The sequence below is a fragment of the Pseudomonas sp. R1-1 genome, from assembly GCF_051132135.1.
GTDB lineage: Bacteria > Pseudomonadota > Gammaproteobacteria > Pseudomonadales > Pseudomonadaceae > Aquipseudomonas.
This window is the reverse complement of record NZ_CP071663.1, coordinates 1,439,771-1,465,129: the sequence shown is the minus strand read 5'-3', so window position 1 is coordinate 1,465,129 and position 25,359 is coordinate 1,439,771. Positions and strand designations below refer to the sequence as shown.

General features: G+C 58.9%; 16 protein-coding genes. 10 read left to right on the top strand and 6 right to left on the bottom strand.

Annotation, left to right across the window (positions count from 1 at the left end; all coding sequences use genetic code 11):
- The first annotated feature begins 188 nt into the window (after positions 1-188).
- From J3P75_RS06705 to J3P75_RS06695, 3 genes are read left to right on the top strand one after another with little or no spacing between them, the layout of a single operon-like run.
- A complete protein-coding gene (locus J3P75_RS06705; RefSeq protein ID WP_434709721.1) occupies positions 189-1,310 on the top strand; it encodes a glycosyltransferase family 4 protein in 1,122 nt (373 codons plus the stop codon).
- Complete coding sequence (locus J3P75_RS06700) at positions 1,303-2,079, top strand: DUF2334 domain-containing protein (protein WP_434709720.1); 777 nt, start codon at positions 1,303-1,305, stop codon at positions 2,077-2,079. The genes J3P75_RS06705 and J3P75_RS06700 overlap by 8 nt, the downstream gene beginning before the upstream one ends.
- Positions 2,076-3,074: a lysylphosphatidylglycerol synthase transmembrane domain-containing protein gene (locus tag J3P75_RS06695; RefSeq protein WP_434709719.1), complete on the top strand. Its 999-nt coding sequence runs from the start codon at positions 2,076-2,078 to the stop codon at positions 3,072-3,074. Before J3P75_RS06700 ends, J3P75_RS06695 begins: the two co-directional genes overlap by 4 nt.
- Here the strand turns inward: J3P75_RS06695 and J3P75_RS06690 are convergent.
- Both J3P75_RS06690 and purU read right to left on the bottom strand, forming a co-directional pair.
- The gene (locus J3P75_RS06690) at positions 3,058-3,234 is read right to left on the bottom strand and encodes a hypothetical protein (RefSeq protein ID WP_434709718.1); all 177 of its coding nucleotides are present in this window, start codon (positions 3,232-3,234) and stop codon (positions 3,058-3,060) included. The two genes, J3P75_RS06695 and J3P75_RS06690, sit on opposite strands and share 17 nt — an antisense overlap.
- An 84-nt stretch (positions 3,235-3,318) precedes the next feature.
- Positions 3,319-4,167: a formyltetrahydrofolate deformylase gene (gene purU / locus J3P75_RS06685; protein WP_090285672.1), complete on the bottom strand. Its 849-nt coding sequence runs from the start codon at positions 4,165-4,167 to the stop codon at positions 3,319-3,321.
- Between the two features lie 335 nt (positions 4,168-4,502).
- Between purU and mvaT the strand changes: the two genes are divergently transcribed.
- Positions 4,503-4,880: a histone-like nucleoid-structuring protein MvaT gene (gene mvaT, locus J3P75_RS06680; protein WP_085689457.1), complete on the top strand. Its 378-nt coding sequence runs from the start codon at positions 4,503-4,505 to the stop codon at positions 4,878-4,880.
- 97 nt (positions 4,881-4,977) lie between these two features.
- On the opposite strand, the gene sbcB is transcribed toward mvaT, so the two are convergent.
- Positions 4,978-6,408: an exodeoxyribonuclease I gene (sbcB, locus tag J3P75_RS06675; RefSeq protein WP_434709717.1), complete on the bottom strand. Its 1,431-nt coding sequence runs from the start codon at positions 6,406-6,408 to the stop codon at positions 4,978-4,980.
- A 238-nt stretch (positions 6,409-6,646) separates the two neighbouring features.
- Here sbcB and J3P75_RS06670 point away from each other — a divergent pair, with 238 nt between their 5' ends.
- The 6 genes from J3P75_RS06670 to J3P75_RS06645 are packed head-to-tail and all read left to right on the top strand — an operon-like array spanning position 6,647 to position 13,366.
- Positions 6,647-7,372: an RDD family protein gene (locus J3P75_RS06670; RefSeq protein WP_434709716.1), complete on the top strand. Its 726-nt coding sequence runs from the start codon at positions 6,647-6,649 to the stop codon at positions 7,370-7,372.
- Positions 7,369-8,346: a stage II sporulation protein M gene (locus J3P75_RS06665; protein WP_434709715.1), complete on the top strand. Its 978-nt coding sequence runs from the start codon at positions 7,369-7,371 to the stop codon at positions 8,344-8,346. Before J3P75_RS06670 ends, J3P75_RS06665 begins: the two co-directional genes overlap by 4 nt.
- Complete coding sequence (locus J3P75_RS06660; protein WP_434709714.1) at positions 8,333-9,880, top strand: DUF4129 domain-containing protein; 1,548 nt, start codon at positions 8,333-8,335, stop codon at positions 9,878-9,880. The genes J3P75_RS06665 and J3P75_RS06660 overlap by 14 nt, the downstream gene beginning before the upstream one ends.
- The gene (locus J3P75_RS06655) at positions 9,877-11,040 is read left to right on the top strand and encodes a DUF4350 domain-containing protein (protein WP_434709713.1); all 1,164 of its coding nucleotides are present in this window, start codon (positions 9,877-9,879) and stop codon (positions 11,038-11,040) included. Before J3P75_RS06660 ends, J3P75_RS06655 begins: the two co-directional genes overlap by 4 nt.
- Positions 11,037-12,038, top strand: coding sequence for an AAA family ATPase (locus J3P75_RS06650; RefSeq protein ID WP_434709712.1), 1,002 nt, complete (start codon positions 11,037-11,039; stop codon positions 12,036-12,038). Before J3P75_RS06655 ends, J3P75_RS06650 begins: the two co-directional genes overlap by 4 nt.
- A complete protein-coding gene (locus J3P75_RS06645; protein WP_434709711.1) occupies positions 12,035-13,366 on the top strand; it encodes a DUF58 domain-containing protein in 1,332 nt (443 codons plus the stop codon). Before J3P75_RS06650 ends, J3P75_RS06645 begins: the two co-directional genes overlap by 4 nt.
- Here J3P75_RS06645 and J3P75_RS06640 read toward each other — a convergent pair whose 3' ends face one another.
- The 3 genes from J3P75_RS06640 to J3P75_RS06630 are packed head-to-tail and all read right to left on the bottom strand — an operon-like array spanning position 13,367 to position 25,247.
- On the bottom strand, positions 13,367-17,407 hold the full coding sequence (locus J3P75_RS06640; protein WP_434709710.1) for an Ig-like domain-containing protein: 4,041 nt from the start codon (positions 17,405-17,407) through the stop codon (positions 13,367-13,369).
- Entirely contained in the window at positions 17,404-21,510 is a 4,107-nt protein-coding gene (locus J3P75_RS06635; RefSeq protein ID WP_434709709.1) for a neuraminidase-like domain-containing protein, read from the bottom strand. Before J3P75_RS06635 ends, J3P75_RS06640 begins: the two co-directional genes overlap by 4 nt.
- Positions 21,507-25,247 carry a Tc toxin subunit A gene (locus J3P75_RS06630; RefSeq protein ID WP_434709708.1) on the bottom strand — a complete coding sequence of 1,247 codons (3,741 nt, stop codon included), beginning with the start codon at positions 25,245-25,247 and terminating at the stop codon, positions 21,507-21,509. The genes J3P75_RS06635 and J3P75_RS06630 overlap by 4 nt, the downstream gene beginning before the upstream one ends.
- Between the last annotated feature and the right edge of the window lie 112 nt (positions 25,248-25,359).

Here is a 25,359-nt window from a genome sequence, read left to right as displayed (position 1 = left end):
TGATCTACCGCCATCGCCAGCAGGCTGGCTCCCACATTGATCTGTGTCGCTCACAAATCCCCTGTGGGAGCCAGCCTGCTGGCGATGGCGGCCTCCAAGTCGAAAACCGCCCGACGCCCCACCGCGCAATCCCGACCGAACATCCATTCTCGATAAAGGTCAACAAGGGAGAACCCAGCAGCGGAGGGATGATCACCGTGCATATCGCCGACATCACCATGTTCTACGCCCCGGCCAGTGGCGGCGTGCGGACTTATCTGGATGCCAAGCACCGTCGGTTGACGGGCAGACCCGGCATTCGCCACAGCCTGTTGATTCCCGGCGCCCGTTATGGCGAAAACGACGGCGTTTACAGCGTACCGGCCCCTGCCCTGCCTTTTGGCAAGGGTTATCGCTTCCCGCTGCGCCTGGCGCCATGGCGCAATGTTTTGCAGGACTTGCAGCCTGATCTGATCGAAGTCGGCGATCCCTACCTGACCGCTTGGGCGGCGCTGGATGCGCGGCGGCAGCTGGATGTGCCGGTGATCGGCTTTTATCATTCGGACCTGCCGCTGCTGGTCGGCAACCGCATGGGCCATTGGGTCACACCGAATGTCGAGGCCTATGTGACCAAACTCTACGGCAACTTCGACCGTGTGTTGGCGCCCAGCCAGGTGATGGCCGACAAGCTCACCGGGCTGGGCGTGCGCAACGTCTACGTGCAGCCGCTGGGCGTTGATCTGCAGACCTTCCATCCGGGCGCGTGCGAGCGCAATCTGCGTGCGGAACTGGGCATCGCCGAGGACACACGTCTACTGATTTTCGCCGGGCGCGGTTCGAAAGAGAAAAACCTGCCGGTGCTGCTCAAGTGCATGCAACGCCTCGGCCCGCGTTATCACTTGCTGCTGGTGGGCTCATCGATGCCGGCCATCGTCCCGGACAACGTCAGCGTCATCGACGAGTTCTGCCCGCCGGCGCGGGTCGCACAATTGATGGCCAGCGCCGACGCGCTGGTGCATGCCGGCGATCAGGAAACTTTTGGTCTGGTGATTCTCGAAGCCATGGCCTGCGGCATTCCGGTGGTTGCTGTGGCAGCGGGAGCCTTCGAAGAAATCGTCGACGAGTCCTGCGGCCTGTTGTGCGCGCCGAACAATCCGCAGGCGATGGCCAATGCCGTGCGCGAACTGTTCAGTCGCGGCTGCGCAAAACTTGGCCGACAAGCGCGCCAGCACGTCGAGCAGCATTACGCCTGGGACAATGTGGTCGACAGTCTGCTCAGTCACTATCACGCCGTACTCGGCCACGCGACTCCCAAGGTGGCCAATGGCTGAATCGAACAATCGCCGCGCCGTGCTGCTGGTCTTGCATGACGTGGCGCCGGAAACCTGGGCCGATTATCAGCCGTTTGTCGAAGCGGTCGATGCCATGGGTGCAGTGCCGATGACGTGGCTGGTCGTGCCGGATTTTCACCGGCGTAATGCCCTTGATGCGCACCCGGCGTTCCGCCGCTTGCTTGACGAGCGGCTGGTGCGGGGCGATGAATTGGCCCTGCACGGTTACTATCACGATGACCAGGAGCCAGGCCCGAGGACACCGCGTGACTGGTTCATGCGCCGGGTCTATACCTACGAAGGCGAGTTTTACCGCCTGTCCCGCGAAACCGCCCTCTCCCGTTTGCATGCCGGTCTTGAGATCTTTCAACGCCACGACTGGCCTGTGCACGGTTTCGTCGCCCCGGCGTGGCTGATGAGCGATGGCACGCGCCAGGCATTGCGCGAATTGCCGCTGCAGTACACCAGCGATCCGCAGCACATTTATCGGTTGCCGGACTTCACCGCCATCGACGCACCGGGACTGGTGTGGAGCGCGCGCAGTGCCTGGCGGCGTGGTTTGTCCAAAGTGCTCAGCGATCAACGCGAACAGCGCTGGCGTCGGGCGCCGGTGATTCGCCTGGGTTTGCACCCGGTAGATATGCGCCACCCTTTTTCGCGCAATTATTGGCTGCAAACCGTTGAACGACTCCTCGCCGATGGACGCGACCCCATGACCAAGATCAACTGGCTCGCTCGACAGCGCGCGCAACTGGAACGCGCGGCATGAAGCGCAGCTTGTTATTGCTGATCGGCCTGCTCGTCGCGGTGCTGATTCCAGTCGTGCTCGGCGGTGGCGAAACCTGGGCGCGCCTGCAAAGCTTCCCGCTGCGTTGGTTGCTGCTGATGTTCGGCATGATTATGCTCTGCTGGGGCATCAACACCCTGCGTTTGCGCCTGTTGCTGGGCGACCAGCGTGGGCAGGTGCCGCCGATCAAGAGCCTCGGCGTGGTCATGGCCGCAGAATTCGCCTACTGCGCCACCCCCGGCGGCAGCGGCGGACCGTTGACCATCATGGCCTTGCTGGCGCGCTTCGGTGTACGCCCGGCGCGCAGCAGTGCGGTGTTTGCCATGGATCAGCTCAGCGATCTCCTGTTCTTTCTCTGTGCCCTGAGCGGTATTCTGATTTACGCGTTGTTCCAGCATCTGAGCGATCGTCTTGAGTGGCTGTTGATGCTCAGTGCAGTGTCGCTGTTTGGCGGGTTGTTCAGTTGTGTGCTGATTGCGCGTTATCACCGCGCATTGATTCGCCTCAGCGGACGATTGCTGGCCGGCATGAACGTCACGGCGCGCACGCGGCGGCGCTGGGCGCGCAAATTACTGCACTTTCTCGCCGCGTTCACCGACACCCTGAAGTTGCCTTGGCAAACCCTGATCAAGGTCTTCGCCCTGACTTGCGTGCACTGGCTGCTGCGCTACAGCGTGCTGTATCTGGCGCTGCGCGGGCTGGGCGCGGACTTGCAGTGGGCGTGGAGCTTCCTGATACAAATGCTTTCGCTGGGCGCCGGGCAGTTCAGCCTGCTCCCGGGTGGCGCCGGGGCCGCGGAATTGACCTCGGCGGCGCTGCTGGCACCGATGGTGGGCAAATCCACCGCAGCGGCAGCGATCCTGATCTGGCGGGTGGTGACGTATTACTTCTATCTGTTGATCGGTGGCCCGGTGTTCGTGTTGATGCTGGGCCGGCCGTTGCTGAAGAAGCTGATGAACGTCAGGCAGGCTTCTTAGCGTCGTCCTGCTGATCCTGAAGCTGTTCCCACAATTCGGCGGCTCCTGAAAACTCCGTACCGTCGTCAGGGCTCAAGTCCTCCGGGTCGTAGCGGCTCAAACAGCCTTCGCCCAAGGTCGCCGGGGCTTTGGAGGTGGCTTTCTCAAGTGGATCGCTCATCGGCTTGCTCCGAGTGGCTGGAATAAAAAAGGGCCTGAGCGATTCAACGCCCAGACCCGGTTTTTTTCAAGCCCATGGGTTCGATCAGAACACCACAGTCTTGTTGCCGTGCACCAGCACGCGGTCTTCGAGGTGGTAGCGCAGGCCACGGGCCAGGACCATCTTCTCGACGTCACGGCCGAAACGCACCATGTCTTCGATGCTGTCGCTGTGGCTGACCCGCACCACGTCCTGCTCGATGATCGGCCCGGCGTCCAGCTCCTCGGTAACGTAGTGGCAAGTCGCACCGATCAGTTTCACGCCACGCAGCGAGGCCTGGTGATACGGCTTGGCGCCGACGAACGACGGCAGGAAGCTGTGGTGGATGTTGATGACCTTGTGCGCGTATTCGCGGCACAACTCGGGCGGCAGGATCTGCATGTAGCGCGCCAGCACCACCACTTCGGCGTCGTGCTGCTTGACCAGTCGCGATACTTCGGCGAACGCCGGCTGCTTGTCCTGCGGATTGACCGGGACGTGGTAATAAGGAATGCCATGCCACTCGACCATGCTGCGCAGGTCGTCGTGGTTGGAAATCACACAGGAGATTTCGCAGTCCAGTTCGTCGCTGTGCCAGCGGTGCAGCAAGTCCGCCAGACAGTGAGATTCACGGCTGGCCATCAACACCACGCGCTTTTTCTGCTCGGTGTCGGTGATGCGCCAGTCCATTGAGAACTCTTCGGCGATCGGCGCAAACTTTTCGCGCAACTCTTCAATACCGAACGGCAGCGAGTCGGCACGAATTTCGTGACGCATGAAGAACCAGCCCACTTGATTGTCGGAGTGGTGGCTCGCTTCGGTGATCCAGCCGTTATGAGAGGCCAGAAAATTACTGACTTTGGCAACGATGCCAACGCGGTCCGGGCAAGAGATCACCAGACGAAAAGTGCGCATGAGGGGGAACTCCAGAACTTCGCAAAGGCCGCCATTCTAGCGACTGCGCGGGAAAACTGCAGTATTGATCGGCGTGCGGTCTCGCCACGGCGGGCGCTGCGCCTTTAGTTGGGAATCATCGTCAACCGATCCGGCGCTGGAGGCGGCATTCGATCAGGCAACTGTGAATATCTGTGATGACCCGGTCACACTATTTAACGGAATATTCAAAAGTCGGCAGTGTCTCGTAACTAATTCAAATAAAAACCTTGGTTAAATGTTTACTTGATGAAACACCCTGACTATTATTGCGACACTGTCCCCCTGCCATTCAACACTTCACCAAGGTAGTAACCATGTCCCTGATCAACGAATATCGCGCCACCGAAGAAGCCATCAAAGAGCTGCAAGCTCGTTTGAAGAACCTGTCGCAAGACGACAAACTGCAAGCCGAGCTGGAATTCGAAGGCAAACTGCGCACCCTGATGGGCGAATACTCGAAATCCCTGCGCGACATCATCGCGTTGCTGGATCCAGAAGCAAAAACCAAGGCGCCACGTGGCGGCGCAGTGAAAACTACCGGCACCAAGCGTGCACGCAAAGTTAAACAATACAAAAACCCGCACAACGGCGAAGTCATCGAAACCAAAGGTGGCAACCACAAGACTCTGAAAGAGTGGAAAGCCAAGTGGGGCGGTGACGTGGTTGAAGGCTGGGCAACCCTGCTGGGCTAAGCCGCAACCCATTCGCAGAGCAATCAGCGAAAAAACAAACGCCAGCGAACGCTGGCGTTTTTTTATGCCTGGCATTTAAGCCGGGGCATGTTCGAATTCAAAGATCCAAACGTTTGCGCAATGCCTGGACATAATTTTGCCAGTCATTGAGCACCTCTCTCTGCAACGGTGTGGCATTAACTGCCCATTGCTCGGCGGCCTCTGTAAAAGATTGCAAGGTATTCGGCGCGCCGTATTCAGGCTGAGTCAAACGCTGCTGGCAAAATAATCGCCAGCGTTGTTGCTCTTCGCCCGTCAGGGTCTGGGCAAAGTTGCGTGCGCGATATCGAAAGAACAATTCGGGTAAACGTTCATCATCGAACGGCCATTGCTCTTGTGCCAGTTGAGCCGGGTCGGCATTGCGCACTTGCTCGCACAGGCGCCGATCGCGATCACCGATAAATCCGTCGTACAACTGTTGTTCCGGATCTTCGCTGGGAGTGAAATCTTCAGCGACATAAATCTCGGCAACTTTATCTTTCCAGACTTGTTGTGCGTCAGTTAGCCGCAGTGCGCGCTGTTGATACAACGCCATGTCCAGGCCCAGACGCTGCTGATCCTCCGCACGCAACACTGCCAGCGGGGCCACCACCGGGCAACGGTTGATATGGATAAGCTTGAGCGGCACCGGCAACTCGCCTTCCGTCAGCTCGTCTCGGCGTGTGTACAAACGCTGACGCAGGGACTGCGCATCCAGATCCAGCAATCCCTGCGGGTCAAGATGCAGGTCGCAGACGATCAGGGCGTTGCGATTTTTCGGGTGCCAGGCCAGTGGCAGGACTACACCGACATAACTGCGCGCCGCCGAGAAGCGCCCGGAGACGTGCACCAGCGGTTGCAGCAGCCGGATCTGGTCCATGACTTTCTGTTTGCTGCGCAACTGGAACAGCCAGTCATAGAGTTTCGGTTGTTTTTCGCGAATGAGCCTGGCCAGCGCAATGGTCGCGCGCACGTCCGACAACGCTTCATGAGCATGGCCATGGTCGATCTGGTTGGCAGCGGTCAGGCGTTCGAGCTTGAGCGTCACCCGGCCTTCGTCGTCGGTCGGCCAGACCAGGCCATCCGGGCGCAGTGCATAGGCGGCGCGCACCACATCGATCAGGTCCCAGCGACTGTTGCCGCCCTGCCATTCTCGGGCGTACGGGTCGAAGAAATTGCGGTACAGGCTGTAGCGGGTCATTTCGTCGTCGAAACGCAAGGTGTTGTAGCCGGCCCCGCAAGTGCCCGGAGCAGCCAGTTGCGCATGCACGCGGGTCATGAAATCGGCTTCGCTCAAGCCGTGTTCGGCGAGCTGGGCGGGCGTGATGCCAGTGATTGCGCACGCGGCCGGATGCGGCAGGATGTCTTCGCTCGGCTGGCAATAGAGGTTGACCGGATCGTCGATTTCGTTGAGTGCGTGGTCGGTGCGAATGCCGGCCACCTGCAACGGGCGATCGTTGCGCGGATTAATGCCAGTGGTTTCGTAGTCGTACCAGAAGATTGAAGTCACGGGCGGTTCCTGAGCTGAAGATCGGCGAAGTCTAGGCGCTACCGGGTTGCCACGGCCAGCCTTGAAGCCCTCTAACAGTCATTTCTCCAGATTCCTACAGCTGCACATGCATTTCCCTTGTGGGATTTTCAACCGGCTGCTTTTACATGCAGTGCAATACATAGTTATGTCGTTTCCCCCCGAGAGGCTGCTAGCATCGACGTCACTTGCCTCCGAACCGGCGAACATCAGGTAGCCCATGCTCGAGCCCACAGCATCGCCAAGGAAAGCACCGCTGGCCCCACCGCTGGATACGCGGCATCAGGTCGAAACGCCGGAAGGCATCGACCTGCCCTTGCGCCCCGCCGGGTTGCCGGTACGCGCGGTGGCCTTCGCCATTGATCTGGCGTTGCGCGGGGTAATCATGGGCGTGCTGTTTACGGTTCTGGCATTTCTCGGCAAGCTCGGCATGGGCCTCGGTTCGCTGCTGCTGTTTGCGATCAGTTGGTGGTACATGGTGCTGTTCGAGGTGCTGCGCCAGGGCCGCTCTCCCGGCAAACAATGGATGGGTTTGCGTGTGGTGCACGACGACGGCACACCCGTGGGCTGGTCGGCCTCGCTGCTGCGCAATCTGCTGCGCTTTGTCGACCTGCTGCCGTTCGGCTATTTCCTGGGCTCATTGAGCTGCCTGCATCACCCGACGTTCAAACGCCTGGGTGATATCGCCGCCGGCACGCTGGTGGTCTACAGCGAGCGCCCGCTGACCCGACCGCAACTGCCGGACGTCGAACCGCGGCGCGCACCGGTCGCGCTGACTCTCAAGGAACAACGCGCAGTGCTGGCCTTTGCCGAGCGCCAGAACGAACTGTCGCCGGCGCGCATCAATGAACTCGCGGCGCTATTGGCCCAGCCCCTGCATATTTCCGCCCCCAAAGCCGTCTCCGAACTCAACGGCATCGCCCGCGGCTTGTTGGGCCCGACATGAAGCAAAGCCTTTTCGAAAGCCGCCACAAGGTCGAATGGGAGCGTTTCGCCCTGGCCCTCGAACGCCTTGAGCACGGCAAAGACACCACTCAAGTCGCCGATTTCCCAAAAGCGTACCGCCGGCTTTGTCAGCACCTGGCGCTGGCGCAAGAGCGCGGCTACAGCAGCTTTCTCATCGACTCGTTGCAGCAGCAGGTTCTACGCGGGCATCAACAACTCTACCGTCATCGCAGCCGCCTCGGCGCCAACCTGCTGAGCTTTGTCCTGGCCGACTTCCCGCGACTGGTGCGTGCAGAATGGCGCTTCGTGCTGGCCGCCGGCCTGCTGTTTTTCGGCAGTCTGATCGGCGTCGCGGTGCTGGTTTATGCGTTTCCGGAGTTGATCTACAACCTGATTCCCGCCGATCAGGTGCGCGAAATGCAAGGCATGTACGATCCGGTCGCCGGTCACCTCGGCCGCCCTGTCGAACGGGCGGCCAGCGAAGACTGGGTAATGTTCGGTTACTACGTGATGCACAACATCGGCATCGCCTTTCAGACCTTCGCCAGCGGCTTGTTGCTGGGCGTCGGCAGCGCGTTCTTTCTGTTCTATAACGGCATGGTCATCGGGGCGGTGGCCGGGCACCTGAGCGACATCGGCTACGGCCAGACCTTCTGGTCGTTCGTCATCGCCCACGGCGCCTTCGAGCTCACCGCCGTTGCCCTGGCTGGCGCGGCGGGCCTGCAACTCGGCTGGGCCTTGATCGCCCCCGGGCGCCTGACTCGCGGCGAAGCGTTGCAACGCGCGGCGCGTAAAAGCGTGTTGCTGGTGTGCGGGGTGATGCTGTTCCTGTCGATCGCGGCGTTCATCGAAGCGTACTGGTCATCGAAAACCAGCGTCACGCCACTGACCAAATATCTGGTCGGCGCCGGCCTGTGGTTATTGGTTGCGGTCTACCTGTTGTTTGCCGGAAGGACCCGTCATGCGCCTGAGTGACGCTACCGTGGAAATCCGCCCGCGCACGACCTGGGAAGCCATGGACCTGGGCGTGCTCATGAGTCAGCAGCATCGGCGCTTGCTGATGACCTGTTGGGCGATCGTCACCCTGCCCCTGTTCGCTCTTCTCAGCCTGTTGCTGTGGGATTCGCCCTCGCTGGCAGTGTTCATCTTCTGGTGGCTGAAGCCGGCCTACGAAAGATTGCCGCTGTACATCCTTTCCAAAGCGCTGTTCGGCGAAACACCAACGCTGCGCCAGGCTTTGCGTGAATGGCCGCGGCTGCTCAAACCGCAACTGCTGGCCAGCCTGACCTGGCGCCGACTGAGCCTGAGCCGCAGCTTCCTGCTGCCGGTAGTGCAACTCGAAGGTCTTGATGGCCACGTCCGTCAGCAGCGCTTGCAAGTGCTGTTGCAACGCAACGCCGGCGCCGCGCAGTGGCTGACGATCATTGGCGTGCACCTGGAAACCGCGCTGTGGATCGGTCTGATGGTGCTGTTCTACCTGTTGTTGCCGCAGCAGATCGAAACCGATTGGGACTGGCAGTCACTGATCATCGCGACGGATCAGCAGTGGCGTTGGCTGGAACACCTGACCAATGCCTTCTATGCGCTGGTATTGGTGGTTTGGGGGCCGGTGTATGTCGCGTGCGGCTTCAGCCTGTACCTGAACCGGCGCACGCAACTGGAGGCATGGGATATCGAACTGGTATTCCGCCGCCTGCGCCAACGGCTGAACCATTCGGTGTCGGGGCTGCTGCTGGCGGTGTGTCTGGTGTTGCCGAATGTGCCGACAGTCTGGGCTGCCGCTGCCGATGACGGTCCGCAGGCTCCACGCCTGCTGAATCAGCCGCTGACCAGTCAGGCATCCCGAGAAAGTATCAAGGCATTGCTCGAGCAGCCGCCGTTCAAGCACAAGGAATCCGTCACCCGCTATCGCTTCGGCGAAGACCCGGCGGCGCCGGCCAAGGGCGCGGAACCCGGCGAGGCGCCGCAGTGGCTGAAAACCCTGCTGGGCTGGCTCGACGGGCAGCGCCTTAATGGTTTGGCAAAACTCATTGAGGTGTTGTTGTGGACCGCGGTGATTGCCGTGATCGGCTGGCTGGTCTGGCGCTATCGCGACTTTGTAAAAGCGTTCGTCAGCCGTCACCCGAAGCTGCCGGTAAAACCCAAACGCGCAGTACCGCAGCAGGCCTTCGGTCTGGATGTGCACCGCGACAGTCTGCCCGACGATATCGCCGCCAGCGCCGAACAACTCTGGCACAGCCAACCGCGCGCGGCGTTGAGCCTGCTTTATCGCGGCTTGCTCAGTCATTTGCTGCACGACTTTGATCTGCAACTGAAAGCCGCCGACACCGAAAATCAGGTGCTGGCGCGGGTAGAGCAATTGCAGCGTCCGCAATTGCTCGCCTTCAGCCGCAGCCTGACTGCTCACTGGCAGAACATGGCTTACGGGCATCGAGTACCGACAGCGTCTGCGCGGCAGGAATTGTGCGATGGCTGGCGCGCCCTGTTCGATAAGGAAACAGCCCGTTGAGTCGCCGCACATTGGCCTGGGTCGGCGTACTGCTCGTCGCGTTGCTCGGCGCGTTGGGCGTGTTTCTGTTCATGAAGGCCACGCCGTACCAGGAACAAATCGACCACGGCCCCTCGCCCGCCGCCCAGGCCAATCCCTACCTGGCCGCCGAACTGTTTTTGCGTCAACGCGGCCTCAATGTCAGCCATGGCGAAAGCCTTGCGGTGCTTCCAGCCATCGACCCGCACCAACATACCCTCTTGTTGTTCAGCGACCGTTCGCGGATGACGCCGCGTCAGGTCGATCAGGTATTGAACTGGACCCGTGCCGGCGGGCGACTGATATTCGTCGCCGAATCGCTGTGGGACGAGCAAAGCAAACAGAGCAACGACCTGCTGCTCGATCGGGTGCAACTGCACCAGTCCCTCAGCAAGGATTTGAAAGACGTACCCGCCGACGCTGAACCCGACCGTTTTCCACAACTGACCAAACTCTATCTTGAAGACGAAGACGCACCGGCCTACGCCGGCTTCGATACCGACTTCCATCTCGACGATCCGAAAAATCTCGCGCAGGCCTGGGCCAACAGCGCGAAGGCTACGCACATGATGCAACTGCCTCACGGCCTCGGCTCGATCACGGTGGTGACCGACGCCGAGCTGTGGAAAACCGCCGCGATCGCCGAGTACGACAACGCCTGGCTGCTGTGGTACCTGAGCGCCGACACCGACATCACGCTGATCTACAACGGCGAACACGACGGCTTGCTGACCTTGCTTTGGCGCTACTTTGCGCAAGCACTCGTCGCCCTGCTCGCTTTGATCGGCATGTGGTTATGGCATGTCGGCATGCGCCATGGCCCGGTTCAGGCGCCAGCGCCGAGCGGGCGTCGACAGTTGCAGGAACATCTGCGTGCCAGTGCCGATTTCCTGCTGCGCCACAATGGCCAGCAAGCGCTGCTGCAAGCCTTGCAACAAGACGTGCTGCGCCGCGCGCGTCGCCGCCATCCCGGCTTCGACCAATTGAACGTTGCCGAACAATGGCTGGCGTTGTCGCGCCTGACCCGGCAACCCACCCGCGCCATCAGCCAGGCCCTGAGCCCGGTGTCGAACCGGCGGCTGTCCAGCGCTGACTTCTGCCGCCAGGTCGCCCACCTGCAAACCTTGAGGAACACGCTATGACTGAACAGATCGAGCCCGGCAGCGCCAGCCACGCCGCGCAGCAACGCCAGCGTGCCAGCCAGTTGGCACAAGCGGTGCGCGGCGAATTGCGCAAAGCGCTGATCGGTCAGCATCAAGTAATCGACGATGTGCTGACCGCGCTGATCGCCGGCGGCCATGTGTTGCTCGAAGGCGTGCCCGGGTTGGGTAAAACATTGTTGGTGCGTGCCCTCGCCCGCTGCTTCGGCGGCGAGTTCGCACGGATCCAGTTCACCCCCGACCTGATGCCCAGTGACGTCACCGGTCATGCCGTTTACGACTTGCAAACCGAACAGTTCAAGCTGCGCAAAGGCCCGCTGTTCACCAACCTGTTGCTGGCCGACGAGATCAACCGCGCCCCGGCAAAAACCCAGGCGGCGTTGCTCGAAGCGATGCAGGAGCGTCAGGTCACCCTCGAAGGCCGCGCCTTGCCAATCGGGCAACCGTTCATGGTGCTGGCCACGCAAAACCCGATTGAGCAGGAAGGCACCTATCCCCTGCCGGAAGCCGAACTCGACCGCTTCATGCTCAAGGTGCGCATGGACTATCCCGACGCCGATCAGGAGCTGGACATGGTCCGCCAGGTCAGCCGCTCGACCCGCGCCGACATGCTCGACGTGCAACCGCTGCGCACGGTATTGCAGGCCAAGGATGTGCAAGCCTTGCAGCGCATCGCCAGTGATCTGCCGCTGGACGATCAGGTCCTCGATTACGCCGTGCGCCTGGCGCGCAGCACCCGCACCTGGCCGGGACTGACCCTCGGCGCCGGACCGCGTGCGTCGATTGCGCTGGTACGTTGCGCCCGCGCACGGGCGTTGTTACGCGGTGGCGAGTTTGTGATTCCGGATGACATCAAAGGCTGTGCCCTGGCTGTGCTGCGCCATCGCGTGCGCATCGCAGCGGAGCTTGACATCGAAGGTTTGCAGGTCAATCAAGTGCTCCAGCAATTACTCGACCAGATTCCGGCGCCGCGTCTGTGAAACCCTCAGGGCTGTTGCTGGGCTGGGTCGCAGCGCTGCTGGTGATTGGCATCGCGCTGGGCACTTTGCAGGCTCTGGAAGTCTCCGTCCCGGCGAGCCTGATCTCGATCAACTGGGGCTTGCTGCTGGCGCTGTTGGCTTTGGCGCTACTGGATGCGCTGCGCCTCAAGCGTCTGCCGCAGATCCGGATCAGCAGGCAAATGCCGGGCAGTCTCGCCCTCGGGCGTTGGGCCGACATACCGCTGAAGATTGAACACGACTTCAATGCGCCGCTGAACATTAACCTTTTCGATCATGTCCCGGATGGCTTGAGCTTCGACAACCTGCCGCTGGCGCTTGAACTGCAACCCGGCCAGTTCAGCCAGGTCAGCTACCGCCTGCGTCCGTTGAAGCGCGGGCATTTCACATTTGAACACTGCGAAATCAATCTACCAAGCCCATTGGGCTTGTGGGTCGGCAAGCGCTTGCTCAACGTCGACGATCAGACCCGCGTCTACCCCGACTTCGCCCGACTCTACGGCGGTGAGCTGTTGGCGGTGGACAACTGGCTCAGCCAGCTCGGTGTACGCCAACGGCAACGACGCGGTCAGGGTCTGGAGTTCCATCAATTGCGCGAATTTCGCGAAGGCGACAGCCTGCGTCAGATCGATTGGAAAGCCACCGCGCGCCAACGCACGCCGATCGCCCGCGAATATCAGGATGAGCGCGACCAGCAAATCATCTTCCTGCTCGACTGCGGCCGACGCATGCGCAGCCAGGACGATGAACTGTCGCACTTCGACCATGCGCTCAATGCCTGCCTGTTGCTCAGTTATGTAGCCTTGCGTCAGGGCGATGCGGTGGGTTTGAGTACCTTCGCTAGCGAACACCCACGCCATCTCGCGCCGGTAAAAGGCAGCGGACAGTTGAATGTGCTGCTCAACACGGTTTATGACCTCGACAGCACGCAACGTCCTGCCGATTATCAGGCAGCCGCCAATCAACTGCTGAGTCGCCAGAAGCGCCGGGCACTGGTGGTGCTGGTAACCAACCTGCGCGATGAGGACGATGAGGAGTTGCTGAGCGCGGTCAAGCGCCTGAGCGCACAACATCGGGTGCTGGTCGCCAGTCTGCGCGAAGAAGTGCTGGATACGTTACGTCAGACCAAGGTGCAAACATTGCCCGAGGCGTTGGCTTACTGCGGCACGGTGAACTACATGAATGAACGGGCAGAACTCCATGAGCGATTGAGCGCTCATGGAGTTCCGGTGGTGGATGCCCGGCCTGCGGAGTTGGGGGCCGAACTGGTGACGCGGTATCTCAGTTGGAAGAGAAGTGCGGCGCTTTGATCATCTCTCGATCCGCACGTGCACAGATCCGTTGCTCGAGGTACCGTCAGGATTCTCGACTTTGACGTCAAGGGAAACGGTTTCCGACAGATCCATCACCCTCCAAGAGGTTTCGTATTCACCGTTGCCATTTGTACTGGAATCAATGAATAGCCTGCCGTTAATGGAGACAAGAATTGTCCTTTTCGGCATCGGTTCTCCAGAAGCCTTGTCTACGATCAACGCAGTCATGGTTACCCAGTCGTTCACGAAAGCCGGATTCGGCGCAGCGATGACGGACTTCACAACTGCAGAACGTTCCGTGACAGTCAACCGCAGCGTTTCCACATCCCAGCCAGCCAAGCCGCCCTTTACCGACGCCCACAATGCTGCCTCACCTGCAGAGCCCAAAACAAAGCGCACCGTTGCCATGCCATCGGTATCCGTCAGTGTTGCCGGTAAAGATGTGTTGCCGTACTCCCACATCACTTCGACATTAGCCAGAGGCTCGCCGGTATTGGCTGAAACCACGCAAGCCTGAGCCGAAATTTCTTGCCCCGGATAACCGGTCAAGTCATCACTGAACAGCTCTTTGATCTGTCGAGACTCATGCAGGAAATACGACAACGAAATCGATTCCGTATACTGCGCATTCCCCACCGTCGCGGTCAGTTGCGCCGCTCCGGGAGTCTTGGGCACAAAGCGGATCTGCGCCTCGCCGTAGAAGTTGGTGGTCGTCGTCACCTCGCCAAGATCCGGACTGGTCCAGACAACATTCATCCCCACCATCGGCCTGCCGCTGATGGCCGAAACAACGGTGATCTGCTCGGACACAGCCTCGCCCCAGTACAGCGTCTGGCTAACCCGTGAACGCTCGGCGATCTTCACCGCTTGCGCGCCTTCACCTACAGACATTGCATTGACAGGTGACCATCGAGCCAGGCTTTCGCAGGCCAGAAACAAGCCGAAACTGCCATCACGCTTGTCATCGACCATGAAGGAATCGGTGAATCCCGCCTCGCGGCTGAAGACCCTTGGCAAACCGAGTACTGACTGAGTAAAACGAATGCCGAGTGCCTCGGGCCCGGTGCCGACCATGCCCAACGTCAACTTTCGACCGGACAAAAAGGTGTCTTCCGGGGCAGTTACATCGATTCTATGGGTCAGCTTGCGACGCGCGAAACCAGTGTTCTGGCCGAAAGGCTGTGCCGGGCTGTGATCCATACTGAACAGCAATCGATCCCAAGGGTCGCTGGCCAGCGAACATACCTGCATCGAACGTGCATCAGTTCCATCGTCATACGGACTGCTCACAGAAACTTCAACCGTCGCAGTCCCCTCCCTGGTTGCCTCATAGGCATAGCGAACCCATCCCTCTTCATCTGTAACATGTTCTTCAGTATTGCCGTTCGCCGTCCACAGTGTGCGTGCTTGAACCATCCCGTCTTCCGAAAAATCCGAACGTACCTTCGCCCACATCCATGCCGGGTCCTGACCCACGATCGGAAAAACGGCAGACTCACGCACGGTTTCAATGCTGAGTTTGTTGTGGCCCAAGTGCATTCTGGTGACATCGGTCGAGCCAGCCCGAGTCAAGAATTGTAGACCGAACTCCCCGGCCCCACGGCTAGCTGAACAATCCAGTGTCCAGGTCATGCCACTTTCATCAATATAATTCGGGGATCTAGCTGGAGGATCGAGAATGATCCCCAGATCTTCGGCCGAGCTTCCGGACCAACTCAAATCCACTTCAGTACCTATCAGAGGACTCAGCGCATGAGTTCTGACAATATACCGGTGCACAGCGCCCAGACAGGGATACAGCGACTGACCTCGTGTGGGGGTCATTTGATCGAGAACAAGCTCGAACTCATCGTAAATATCCGGCGATATCAAACGACCGAGCAACTCCCGATCCTCCAGTGAATCGTTCAACAACCGAAGCCCGAACATACTGCTGCGGCTCGTTGCGAATTCAGAATTCAGGGTCCAGACCAGCGGTTCATCTGCGCGCAATGTCCTCGGTTCGCCAAGTTCACTCACCGCCAGCCCGATGTCTGATTCGTCAACGCCCCATGCCAACGTAATTTCCTGGCCGATAAGAGGACTGTCGGCAAGCGCCGTGACCTCCAGAGAATGGATTTGACCTCGTCGACAGAAAAGACCCAGATCCTGGTTGACCAGACCACGATCAAACGTGATTTTGACCTTGTCTTTCCAAGAACTCCTGGCAATCGCCGTCACGCTAAATTCGCACTCATGCGGCGCAGCAGATTCATGCGCCCGGACCGCTGCGGTGATCCCATGAATCCCGGGTTCTTGGGTGTAAAACTTCAGGCTTCCCCAACCACCGCTTCCCGTTTGGCTCTGCACGACGCTGTCGGACATTTGCCACTCGACCCGCGCACCGATCACCGGTTCGCCGTCGCCCTGATCAGTAACATGCACCACTTGCAACCGCAGGTATGCACTTTCGTGTTGCTCCACCACCGGACTATTCCCGGCCTGGCGTACCTCTTTGATTTTGATCCTGTTGCGCGCCAGCGACATGCGCTTTCTGGGCGACGGCAACAACAGCTTCGAGCAGACCAGTGACAACTCGAATATCCCGTCGCGCCGGTCTTCGCAGTTCAGCGTCCAGGATGCAGTGCCCTCTCCATCGATCGGCATGGGCACCGATGTTTCCAGTGGCGGACTGACCACGACACCCAGTTGCCCAGGCTTGACACCGTGCCAATGCAGATAGAAGTCGCTGCCTCGCAGACGACTGTTGGCCGCCAGCATTACATCAAGGAAATGGGTAGAACCCCGGTTCGGATAACTGTTATCAATCCAGTCCCTGATTTCGTTGTTTTCAAAGACAGTCAACTGTGCCCACGGATCCTCCCCCAGTACCAGCACGTCAAACGTCTGAGTCCACACTCCCTGCTCGTAATAAAGGCTGACCACAGAAGCTTCAATTAAGAAGTCCCCTGCTGCCTTCGCCGCATAATCGAAGTAGGCCCAACCTTGTTCATCAGTAACGGCAGCCGCCAGCACCCCGTGCTCAGCGGTCGCCCAGTTCACCGTAAGCCCGGCAAATGGCTGGCCGGTGTAGTACGACGCCACTTGCACACCCAAACGGACACTTTGCTCAATCAACGGGTAGTAAGCAGCCTCGAGCACCTCACGAAAAATCAGTCGATGATGCCCCAGCGATACGGGGATCTCGTAGGCCTGCGAGGTGTAACGGTTGCGCAAGCTCAGGGTGAATTCGTAGTCCTGATCATCGATCAACGGGCAATCGAGCGTCCATGGCGCGTCCAGCGCTTGCTGGGTGTCCCACGCAGGCGTCGCGACAATCGCGCCCTGCGGGTTATTGTCGATGCTCAATGCAACCGGGGTGCCGTCCCAAGGGTTATCCGGCACAGGTACAAAACCGAGCATGTGGGGCGTGATCAATGCGTCGCTGCCAAAAGCTCCGCCACCGCTGGCGCCCTGACACAGGTACATTTTGCGCAAGGGCGGGAACGACAGGCCGTCCAGCTCAACTTCCTGCAACTCAAGTGGCGCGAGTTTCAACTCGACTTTGACGCGTGTAACCCAGAGTTCGCCAAATGGACTTGAAGACTCTGTCGAGCTGTATATTTCGATGCGTAGTGACTTTGAGCTTGAGATGTCCAATGTCAGTTCCACTTCATGCAGGGTCGGACTGAATCGCTTCTCTGGCCCAGATCCGAAACCCTCGCGCTGTTGTGCCTGCCCGGGTTCACCGACGGGTTTGAGTTCGATGCGGTAATGCTCGGTTTCACCCTGAGAAATCCTCACCCAGCCTGATTGGCTGAAACTGCTTTCCCATAGAAAACTCAACCAATAAGCACCCTTGCCATCGGGATCTCTGGGAAGTGTGACGTCCTGGGTGACACCCGCGCCCTTCGGCGCTTTGATGTGTTTGACAGGCCTGTTGTCGTAATACGCCGTGCCTATAGCGACCACCCCTGTCCTTGCCCAACATTCGAACCGCTCTTCGAAATCGCCGTTGCATATCAGGTTTTCATTCACCTGAACGATAGGATCATTCATGACTGCGCACTCCCTTGCCCCTGCCGGCCAGGCCCTCTAATCGCTACATTGACCAACTCCTTCACCGAATCGGTAAACGACTGATCTCCGCTCTTGCACGTATAGCGAATGCGCAAGATGCAATCGTTCATCGAGCGCAGCATGGCCTCCTGCGACGGTTCTTTATGCCACGGCCATTTCAGCTCCCAGGCGGATACCACACCAGTATTTTCAAAGGGATAGAGCAAACCCTCATCGGGTTTCCCCGCCGCCATGCCGTTGTCGCCAATACCCACCGACAAGGCAATCTGCTGACCCGGACGCAAGTTGAACAGCATATCGGAAGGGGCCACTACCCCAGGATCAGGATTGTGCAAGTACTGCACTGACTGCACCGAAGGCCGGCTGGCAGTCGTGCTGCCGACCTGCAACAAGGTCGCGCGCACGTCCTCGAAAGGTCCCGCCAGCACTGGCAAGTCGATTTCCACCGAACTGATCTGCCGGCAGTAATGTCCCGGATAATCCCGATCGAACAGCAATTGCGTCAGTCTGAACTCAAGCGAGCCGGTGGTCTGCAATTGCGCCAATGCATCTTCCCAACTACCGATACCGGGCTGAGGGTCTATTGCATCGTTGAACAGGCGACGCAAGGAGATGGTTTTTACCAGTTCAAGCCGGCGCTCGGTGCGCTGCAGGTACTCATATTCCATGCGCAGCAGAAACGCGCGCAGATGCTCGCCAGCGGTCAAACCGTGGCGTTGATCCTGCCAGACCTGCGGCAAGGGAATATTGGAATCGTAATCGCCGGTTTCGGCATTCATCGCCGCTTGCGCGCTGAGGCACAGACTGACGACTGCGTCATAAGCCTGATAGTGCAAGGCCTTGAGCTGGCCCAGCATCCAGCCGAACAATTCGGCATTGGTCGCGCGCTTTTTCAGATAGTTGTACATCGTCAACGCCTGAGCGTTAGCTCGCAGCGTTTGCGCGAGGTTGGTTCTGGCGGCATCAATTGCATGGTTCTGCGCGACGATCTGCGCATCGATGGCCGCGATTTCTGCCAGCGCCTGATCGCGTTGCAGCCCCCATTCATTGCGGCGACGGCGATAACCTTCGGTAGTGGCTTGCTTGTCGGCATCGATCTGCAACATCGACGAAGCTATTTCCAGGCCAAAGCAGATGGCATCCGTGACTTTGTCGACACGAAACCCGCCGTTCGCCATACCGAAAATATTAGGCGCCGCCGCCACCGCCGCGCCTACCGGTTTGAGGATTTTGGCAGTCAGTGCCAGCTCTTTGGACTGGTCCAGGTTTGCCATGACCTGATACTCGACGGCCGACACGTTTTCGTCATAGCGGGCTGCGTAAGCATCTGCCCGTTCCCGCGCCACTGTCCGGCTCTGCTCAAGCGCCGTCATGCTCGCTTCCAACTGAGCGATGGATTGCTCCTGCACGGTTCTGGCGTAGTTGCCCAACTCCACCAAATGGTTTTGCTGCAGCTCTTCCTGCTCGGCACGATCACGCCGCTCAAGCAGGTTGAGTACCTGGCTGCCGTAATCCTGCAAGGCCTGCACCGCACGCAATGCAACCTCGAAGATCGCGCGCCAGCGAAACGCAATCACCACCAGCCGTCCGCCCATCGGTCTGGCGCCACCGACACCACCTGCTGCCAGATCGCGCAGTAATTGGTTCGGGTCAGTCGGTGGGTTGAACAACGGCAGGAGCATGGGCTTGCCATCAATCGTCAGGTTGTTGCGCAAGTTGTTCATCCGGTACTGCGGCTCGTTGAACCGCGTGAACAACTCATCATTGATGGGTTCCCTGAACGGCGGACACCCCAACATACCCAGCATGGGAGCTGTATCGGAGCCGGCCGGAACATCTGCCAGGCCGTAATCCAATGTCTGCTCGAAGGTTTCCAGTGCCGTACGCGTGCAACTTTGCGCCAGAAGGCTCCCCAGCGTCGCGGTCTGCCACAAGTTCACCGTTTGAGTCAGAGGCGGTTTGCCCATCAATGATCCCGCTTGCACATAGCACAGCTTTGCCGCCGCCAGACTTTCGCGGGTCAGTTGGCGGTAATGCCAGTCCCCCCAAGCCATGAGGTTCTTCACATACTCGATGAACATCAGCAGCCTCAAATGCACAGGCGCCGAATACCCAATCGCATCCGGGTCGGCAGGCGCCACGGATTCACAGCCGGCATTACCCAGATCGTTGCTCAACGGCCGGCAGCGCCAGTAATTCGGTTTCGCGGGGACCGAGCTGCTGTCGGCAGTAGCCCGGGGATCGAAGACGAAATGCAACCACGTCAGTGCTTCGGCAAACCGCTCTTCATCACGCAAGCGCGTCGCGATCAAATGCGGCAAATGGAAAAACAGTTCCCAGAAAAACAGCCCGTTGGCACCGTAGAAAGCGCCGTTGCGCTCCTCGAAATCAACACCAGTGGGCGGCGGCTCTGACAGATGTTGGGAGTCCCAGTTAATCAGTGTGGCTGGAGAGACAGTGGAACGTGCGACCAACTCGGGGCCGAACAGCGAATTGAGCCGAACGTATCGCAGTGCCCAGCCAGCGCCAAGCTGAAAGTCGAGGAATTGGGCGGCATCCGTGGTGTTTTTCAGCAGCGTTGGCGGGAGGAAATCCGCGAGATCGACAATCGTCAGGTCAAAGTGTTTGCCGCCAAAGCCTTCAGTATCATTCTTTAGGGTGAACCTGACGTTGTTCCAAGAGCCTTTTGGTCGAGTGAAAGTGCCCAAAAACTTCATCGTCCAACCGCCGGCTGTAGACACTCCAAGTTTCACCGGCGCTGGATCGCCATTGGCGGAGCTCTCCAACTGCAAGGTAAAGTTTGTATTCTTCTCTGACAAACCTGTGGGCCTGCAAAAGCCCTCAACTGTCAGCTGATCGTTGTCCCCCACTCGCATGGCGAAGACGGTCAGACCCAGAAAAGTCGCCATGGAGCCTGACGGTGACTCACTTGCGACCACAGTAACCTCAAGACCCAAGGGGTGCTGAACCGTCAAGGCAGAAACAAATCGTTCTTTCTTGGCCAGCTCCAGCCAGGCACCACTGTCTTCGACAACGGGGCGCATCAGCACATCGATGATCGCGGTCTCTTTCAAGGTACCGGTGTCGGTTTCATCATCGGCAAGCAATACCCCGAGCTTGCCTTTGGGATTCTGCGAGTCGACCCACACAGTTGCAATCAAGCGGGCACCTGCCGAGAGATCCTCGTCAAACTCGCGATGGCGTAAATTCAAAGGCGCCGACCACTGGCCGTTCTGCCTCATGAAGGCCACATTGATATCCAACTGATGCGGTACGAACCGGGATCTGTCATCTTCCAAGGAATTCGGAGGATCGGCTTCGATGATCTCGCCGACCTTGTCCCTCCACTCCGCCCAGACCAGACACAGCCGGCCGTTCCAGACCACCGGACGCATGTCCAGCACCCGCGCGGCAGGTTGAATATCCACCGCTTTCCATTCACTCCACGCCGCCGGGTTGACGGCAGCACACGTGGGGGTGATCTCGATTTGCGCCTTGCGCCAGAAATACTGGAACGGCGGCACCCGCTGACGCCCGACAAAGTAATAATCGGCGCGCTCCGGGGTCGTGCCGTCCATGTAGCCACTGATAACATCCAGATCGCAGATCTGCTCGAAAGCTTGCAAGTAATCCTGCAGCGCGGCCTGAACCGAATCGGTGTTCAAACGGGCCTGATTGAGGCTGTTTTCAAGGGTCTTGAACAGATCCGTCTTACGCTGACGCACGAACGGATTGATGTAGTTTTCCGGGTAGAGCGCGATCATCTGCACTGCGGTCCAGTCCGAGTAGTTCTTGTACAGCGCCCAGTTTTGCAGCTGCTCAGGGGGAAACTCGTGGTTTTTGAAACCGGGCTCCATTTTGTTGTACACCGCACTGATGTATTGCTGCGCACAACTGATCGCTTCGGCCACCCCCGACGTCTGCACCCGAGCACTGTCCAGCGGGTCGATGCGCAGCAATTCGAACACGTCCTCCGGGGTCCGCAAAGGCGGATAACGCTCCGCCCTTACTTGTCCGATGCAATACTCCAGCAACGCGGTACGACGTTTTTCCTGCAGCAGGGAAATATTGTTCGACGTCATGATCCTTGCTCCGTAGAAGAGGTTCCCGCGTCACTGGCGGAAGGCGGTGACGTTTGTTCAATCGAGTGGCTGCGGCCTTGCGTTACCCCAAACCTGATGGGTTCGAATAGAACCCCCTGCCCGCTTGCCAGGCTGCGTATACCGACTTCGAATTCACCGCTGAAATCGCTGGTGATATGAACCGTGGTTTCTCCTTGCTGATTGGTGAAGCCCTGTGCCGGACGGATCGTTGGCCTTTCTTCGGGATCTGTTCCTTCTTCCCAGGCCCAGTCCACCAGCATGCTGGCCCCAAGGTTTCCGTACTGGTCCACCATCGTGGCGTAGAGGGTGACTTCCTGACCAAGCGGCACGACCTCCGTTGGCACCGGAGACATCAGCGCGGTCGGGAAATTCATGCTGTCGGCGTGGGCGATGATGTTGATGCTCACTGCCCACTCAGGCTCGAGCAGGCTCATGGAAAAATAAAGGCTGTCCGTACCCAGGACTTTGCCTGGAACATACTCAGCCGTGAGGACTCCGTAGGGATCGGTGACACCCGAACTGATGATCCCTAGCTCGGAGTGCCAGTCAACAGCGACACCTTTCAACGCTGCCCCCCGGGCGTCAGTGAGCGTCATCGTAATGATCGCTTTCTCATCCTTTTTACGAGCGAAGACTTCTGTAGGCGTTACGGTGCAAGTCATCCTGACCAACTGCTTCAGTTCGCCCGGTGCTTGCACGACCGGCATACGCGTCTGGGTCTGACTGAGCAAAGCCAGTTCAGCTGCCTGGGCATAGACTTCAGTGGCATCGGTTGTCTCCGGCAAGGTACCGATCCGCAAAATGGTCCGGGCATCCATTCCGGTCTGCATCGACAACAGGTAAACGCGTATCAGCAGATCCAGTTGTTCCAGGGTTTTCAACACTTGGGTTTCAGGATCGATATGGCGAACACATTCGCTGACTTCCTGCGCGCTCCAGGCGAAGAATTCAGCCAGTTTGATCGCCGCTGCCTGCTGCACGACGCGTAATGCGTCGACGCTTATCCTGGACGGTAGCGAATGGACCTGACGCAGATAGTCCAGCAGTTTCTGCTCCGGCTGTTCAGTCATGCTGAATGCGCGGGTTAGCGTGGTCATCGCGTAAAGTATGCGCACCGAGAACACATATTTTTGAGAGGGATCAATGTTGATGCTTTGGTCGATCCATACCTCATATCCATAATCCAGATAGTCCCGGACCAGGGCGGCACTCAAACCCAACATTGAAACGACTTCGGCGCGCTGGCGCACGACAGCCAGCAATTCGAGTAACGGATCTGAAGGTTCGTCGCGCCTGCGCTGCGTCGCTGGCGGTTCGAGGTCAGTGCGGTCATACACCTGGCGCAACAGTTGGTACACCGAAGCATCGACCCAGTTCAGCACCAGAACGGCCAATTCGCCCTCGATGCCGGCGTAGACTGCCAGCGACTCCCTGACCAGCGACACCTGAGCGTCTCTGGCCTGCAGAAGAACGGCGAGCATGATCTCGGCCAAGACGCTGACCTGGGTTTCCTCAATGTCCAGGCCGTTCCTGACGGCCCATTCGAGCTTCTGGCGGGCAAAGGCCGAATAATCTTCCGGCGTCATGGGAGTGGCCAGTATCAGGCCATTGGCATCGACAACCGGCGCCAGCCCCTCACTGTCAATCGACAGTAAATCCAGCCAGTCGCTTTCGCCGGCCGGCGGAATGCCGGCTACGAGAAAAGAATTATTGGATAACCGCGCGCTGGGCAGGAGGGTGCCGATCTTGTCGAAGAACTGCTGGTCCTGCTGGGAGAAGTCGCTCAGACGCAGTGGTGCACTCACGTGCTGCAACATCCACAGCACCGATATGTTGCTTTGCTCGCACCATTGGACACAGGCCTGCATGGCTTCGATCAGGCTCAGCACGCCCGGCCCGCCAGCGGTGGCGTCAATGCGGCTGTCATCATCCGCCACGTCGACAATGCGCGGCTCGCCCGCCAGCCCTTTGAGCCAGGTTTCTCCCCCCAGCACACTGAGCATCACCACGCCTTCGACCGGCGTGATATTCAACAACCGGGGCAGTTTTACCAAACGGTAAAAACTGGAAATGACCGCCGAACTGCGCACCAGATTGTCGGAAAGATCATGAGCCTGGGCTATCGCCAACGCCAGGTAGTGGTAAGTCTGAAGATCAATGCCCAAACCACTGCATAGCTGGCTCACCGTCAGATTGTCTTGATCCGATGTCGGTATCAGCGCAAACGGTGTGCCGTCGAGTCTCAGCGGCTCGCGATAATTGTCCTGATTGTTGAAGACCTGATCGAATTGCGACAGTGCATCACCGCGACCATACAGTGACAGTTCATCGAGAAACACGGCGAAATCCGCTGCCGTGCAGTTGTAGCGTTCACGCAGTCGCTGAAACAGACCCAATGCATGAATCACGTTGACCGAAATCGCCCACACCTCAGGCTTTTCGGCTCCACGCGCTTGCGCCCTGATCGCTGCCACCAACAGGGCGTCAGTCTGCTCAGGAGGTAGATTCAGCCATTTGTCCAGGCGTAACTTGCGGTTGAGTCGATCGAATGTATTCAAGCCTCTTGGGGTATTGGGATTAACGATAATCCGATGAAAATTATTCCCCGACTGCGGGGTGATACCGATAGCGGGGTGAGCATTATCATTGATGTAAACCGAGCCGGATCGACCGCCTTCCGGGACATCGGGCTCACTGGGGTATTTCACATTGGCCGAACGCCGCGGCGCGTAGTCTCCAACCGAAAAAAGACTTGTAATCTCCTCGGCCCCAAGATTTGTACGTTGAGCCAGATAAAATATCTGATTGAGATTCAGATACTCAGTGTCTTCGGTGCCAAAGTTCTCCAGATAGAACTGATACATATCTTCGGGATATGTGTATTCCTCAGTAAGCAGCCGCTGCTGGTAAGGACCCAGCCGAGAGGCATGCGCCAGAGCAGCAGCGGCAAGCCTGGTCAGGGACGCGGAGTGCAAGAAGCTGGGGAATTTCGCGTCAACGATGTTGGCAAAATCCCCCACTGATCGTCCGTTGAAACCCGCAACCCCATCAACCGTGACCCAATGTTGGTGATACGGCAGACCATTGGGATAGCGAGCTTCGATCAATGCCTGTTCAATGGGAACCGTCGTGTTCGCAGCGATAAACGCCTGTAACACGCGCACGATCACGTCGACTGATGACTCCGGCGCGTTCACCGCTTTACTGTCGACCGTCAACGTCATCAAATCCGTGCGGCGCTCATGCAACGGCAGCTTGGTGTCGTCACCAACGGATTCGATCAAGTCGCGAATCAAGCGATACAAGAAGACCAGATACGCCGATGGCCCGAACATGGACTCCAGAGAGTCCGAGGGGCACTTGGCTCTCAATTGCAGGTCGAATATTCGCTCCAGTTGCGGCCCGTCAACGAGCGACATCAAACCGCTGGACGGTCCTGTCGACCCAGCTTTGTCCCGCTGCGCGTGATGTTCAATAAACCGACGCCGCAGGTAGGTCGCCAGGCTGTTGGCCCGGCGCAAAAAGCGCCGGGCCTCTTCCTGCTCAAGTCCGAACTCGCCGACCAGCACCGCAAGCCCCTTTTCGACCAGAGGGAAAATCGATCCCCCCTGCTCGATGTAACTCCAGAGCTTCGAAAGCCGGGTTTGCGCAGTGGACGTTTGCTCACCAAACAGTTGAATGAACAACTGCGCAGCGGGACGGAGTGAATCAGCCATGGTCACTTTCCTTGAGTCGATAACCGGCCCGGGCCGCCTGGCTTTTGTGTCAGGCGGACCTAGCGTTGCATAAGGATTTAGCGCTTGAACGCAGTCGCTGACAACTGTCAGA

Excerpts from the sequence above, each read along its gene's own strand:
- J3P75_RS06705 (WP_434709721.1), top strand. The coding sequence starts at position 189 with ATGATCACCGTGCATATCGCCGACATCACCATGTTCTACGCCCCGGCC.
- mvaT (WP_085689457.1), top strand. The coding sequence starts at position 4,503 with ATGTCCCTGATCAACGAATATCGCGCCACCGAAGAAGCCATCAAAGAG.
- J3P75_RS06690 (WP_434709718.1), bottom strand. The coding sequence starts at position 3,234 with ATGAGCGATCCACTTGAGAAAGCCACCTCCAAAGCCCCGGCGACCTTG.
- J3P75_RS06630 (WP_434709708.1), bottom strand. The coding sequence starts at position 25,247 with ATGGCTGATTCACTCCGTCCCGCTGCGCAGTTGTTCATTCAACTGTTT.
- J3P75_RS06665 (WP_434709715.1), top strand. The coding sequence starts at position 7,369 with ATGAAGCAAAGCCTTTTCGAAAGCCGCCACAAGGTCGAATGGGAGCGT.
- J3P75_RS06670 (WP_434709716.1), top strand. The coding sequence starts at position 6,647 with ATGCTCGAGCCCACAGCATCGCCAAGGAAAGCACCGCTGGCCCCACCG.
- J3P75_RS06635 (WP_434709709.1), bottom strand. The coding sequence starts at position 21,510 with ATGACGTCGAACAATATTTCCCTGCTGCAGGAAAAACGTCGTACCGCG.
- J3P75_RS06640 (WP_434709710.1), bottom strand. The coding sequence starts at position 17,407 with ATGAATGATCCTATCGTTCAGGTGAATGAAAACCTGATATGCAACGGC.
- J3P75_RS06695 (WP_434709719.1), top strand. The coding sequence starts at position 2,076 with ATGAAGCGCAGCTTGTTATTGCTGATCGGCCTGCTCGTCGCGGTGCTG.
- J3P75_RS06650 (WP_434709712.1), top strand. The coding sequence starts at position 11,037 with ATGACTGAACAGATCGAGCCCGGCAGCGCCAGCCACGCCGCGCAGCAA.
- J3P75_RS06660 (WP_434709714.1), top strand. The coding sequence starts at position 8,333 with ATGCGCCTGAGTGACGCTACCGTGGAAATCCGCCCGCGCACGACCTGG.
- J3P75_RS06700 (WP_434709720.1), top strand. The coding sequence starts at position 1,303 with ATGGCTGAATCGAACAATCGCCGCGCCGTGCTGCTGGTCTTGCATGAC.
- purU (WP_090285672.1), bottom strand. The coding sequence starts at position 4,167 with ATGCGCACTTTTCGTCTGGTGATCTCTTGCCCGGACCGCGTTGGCATC.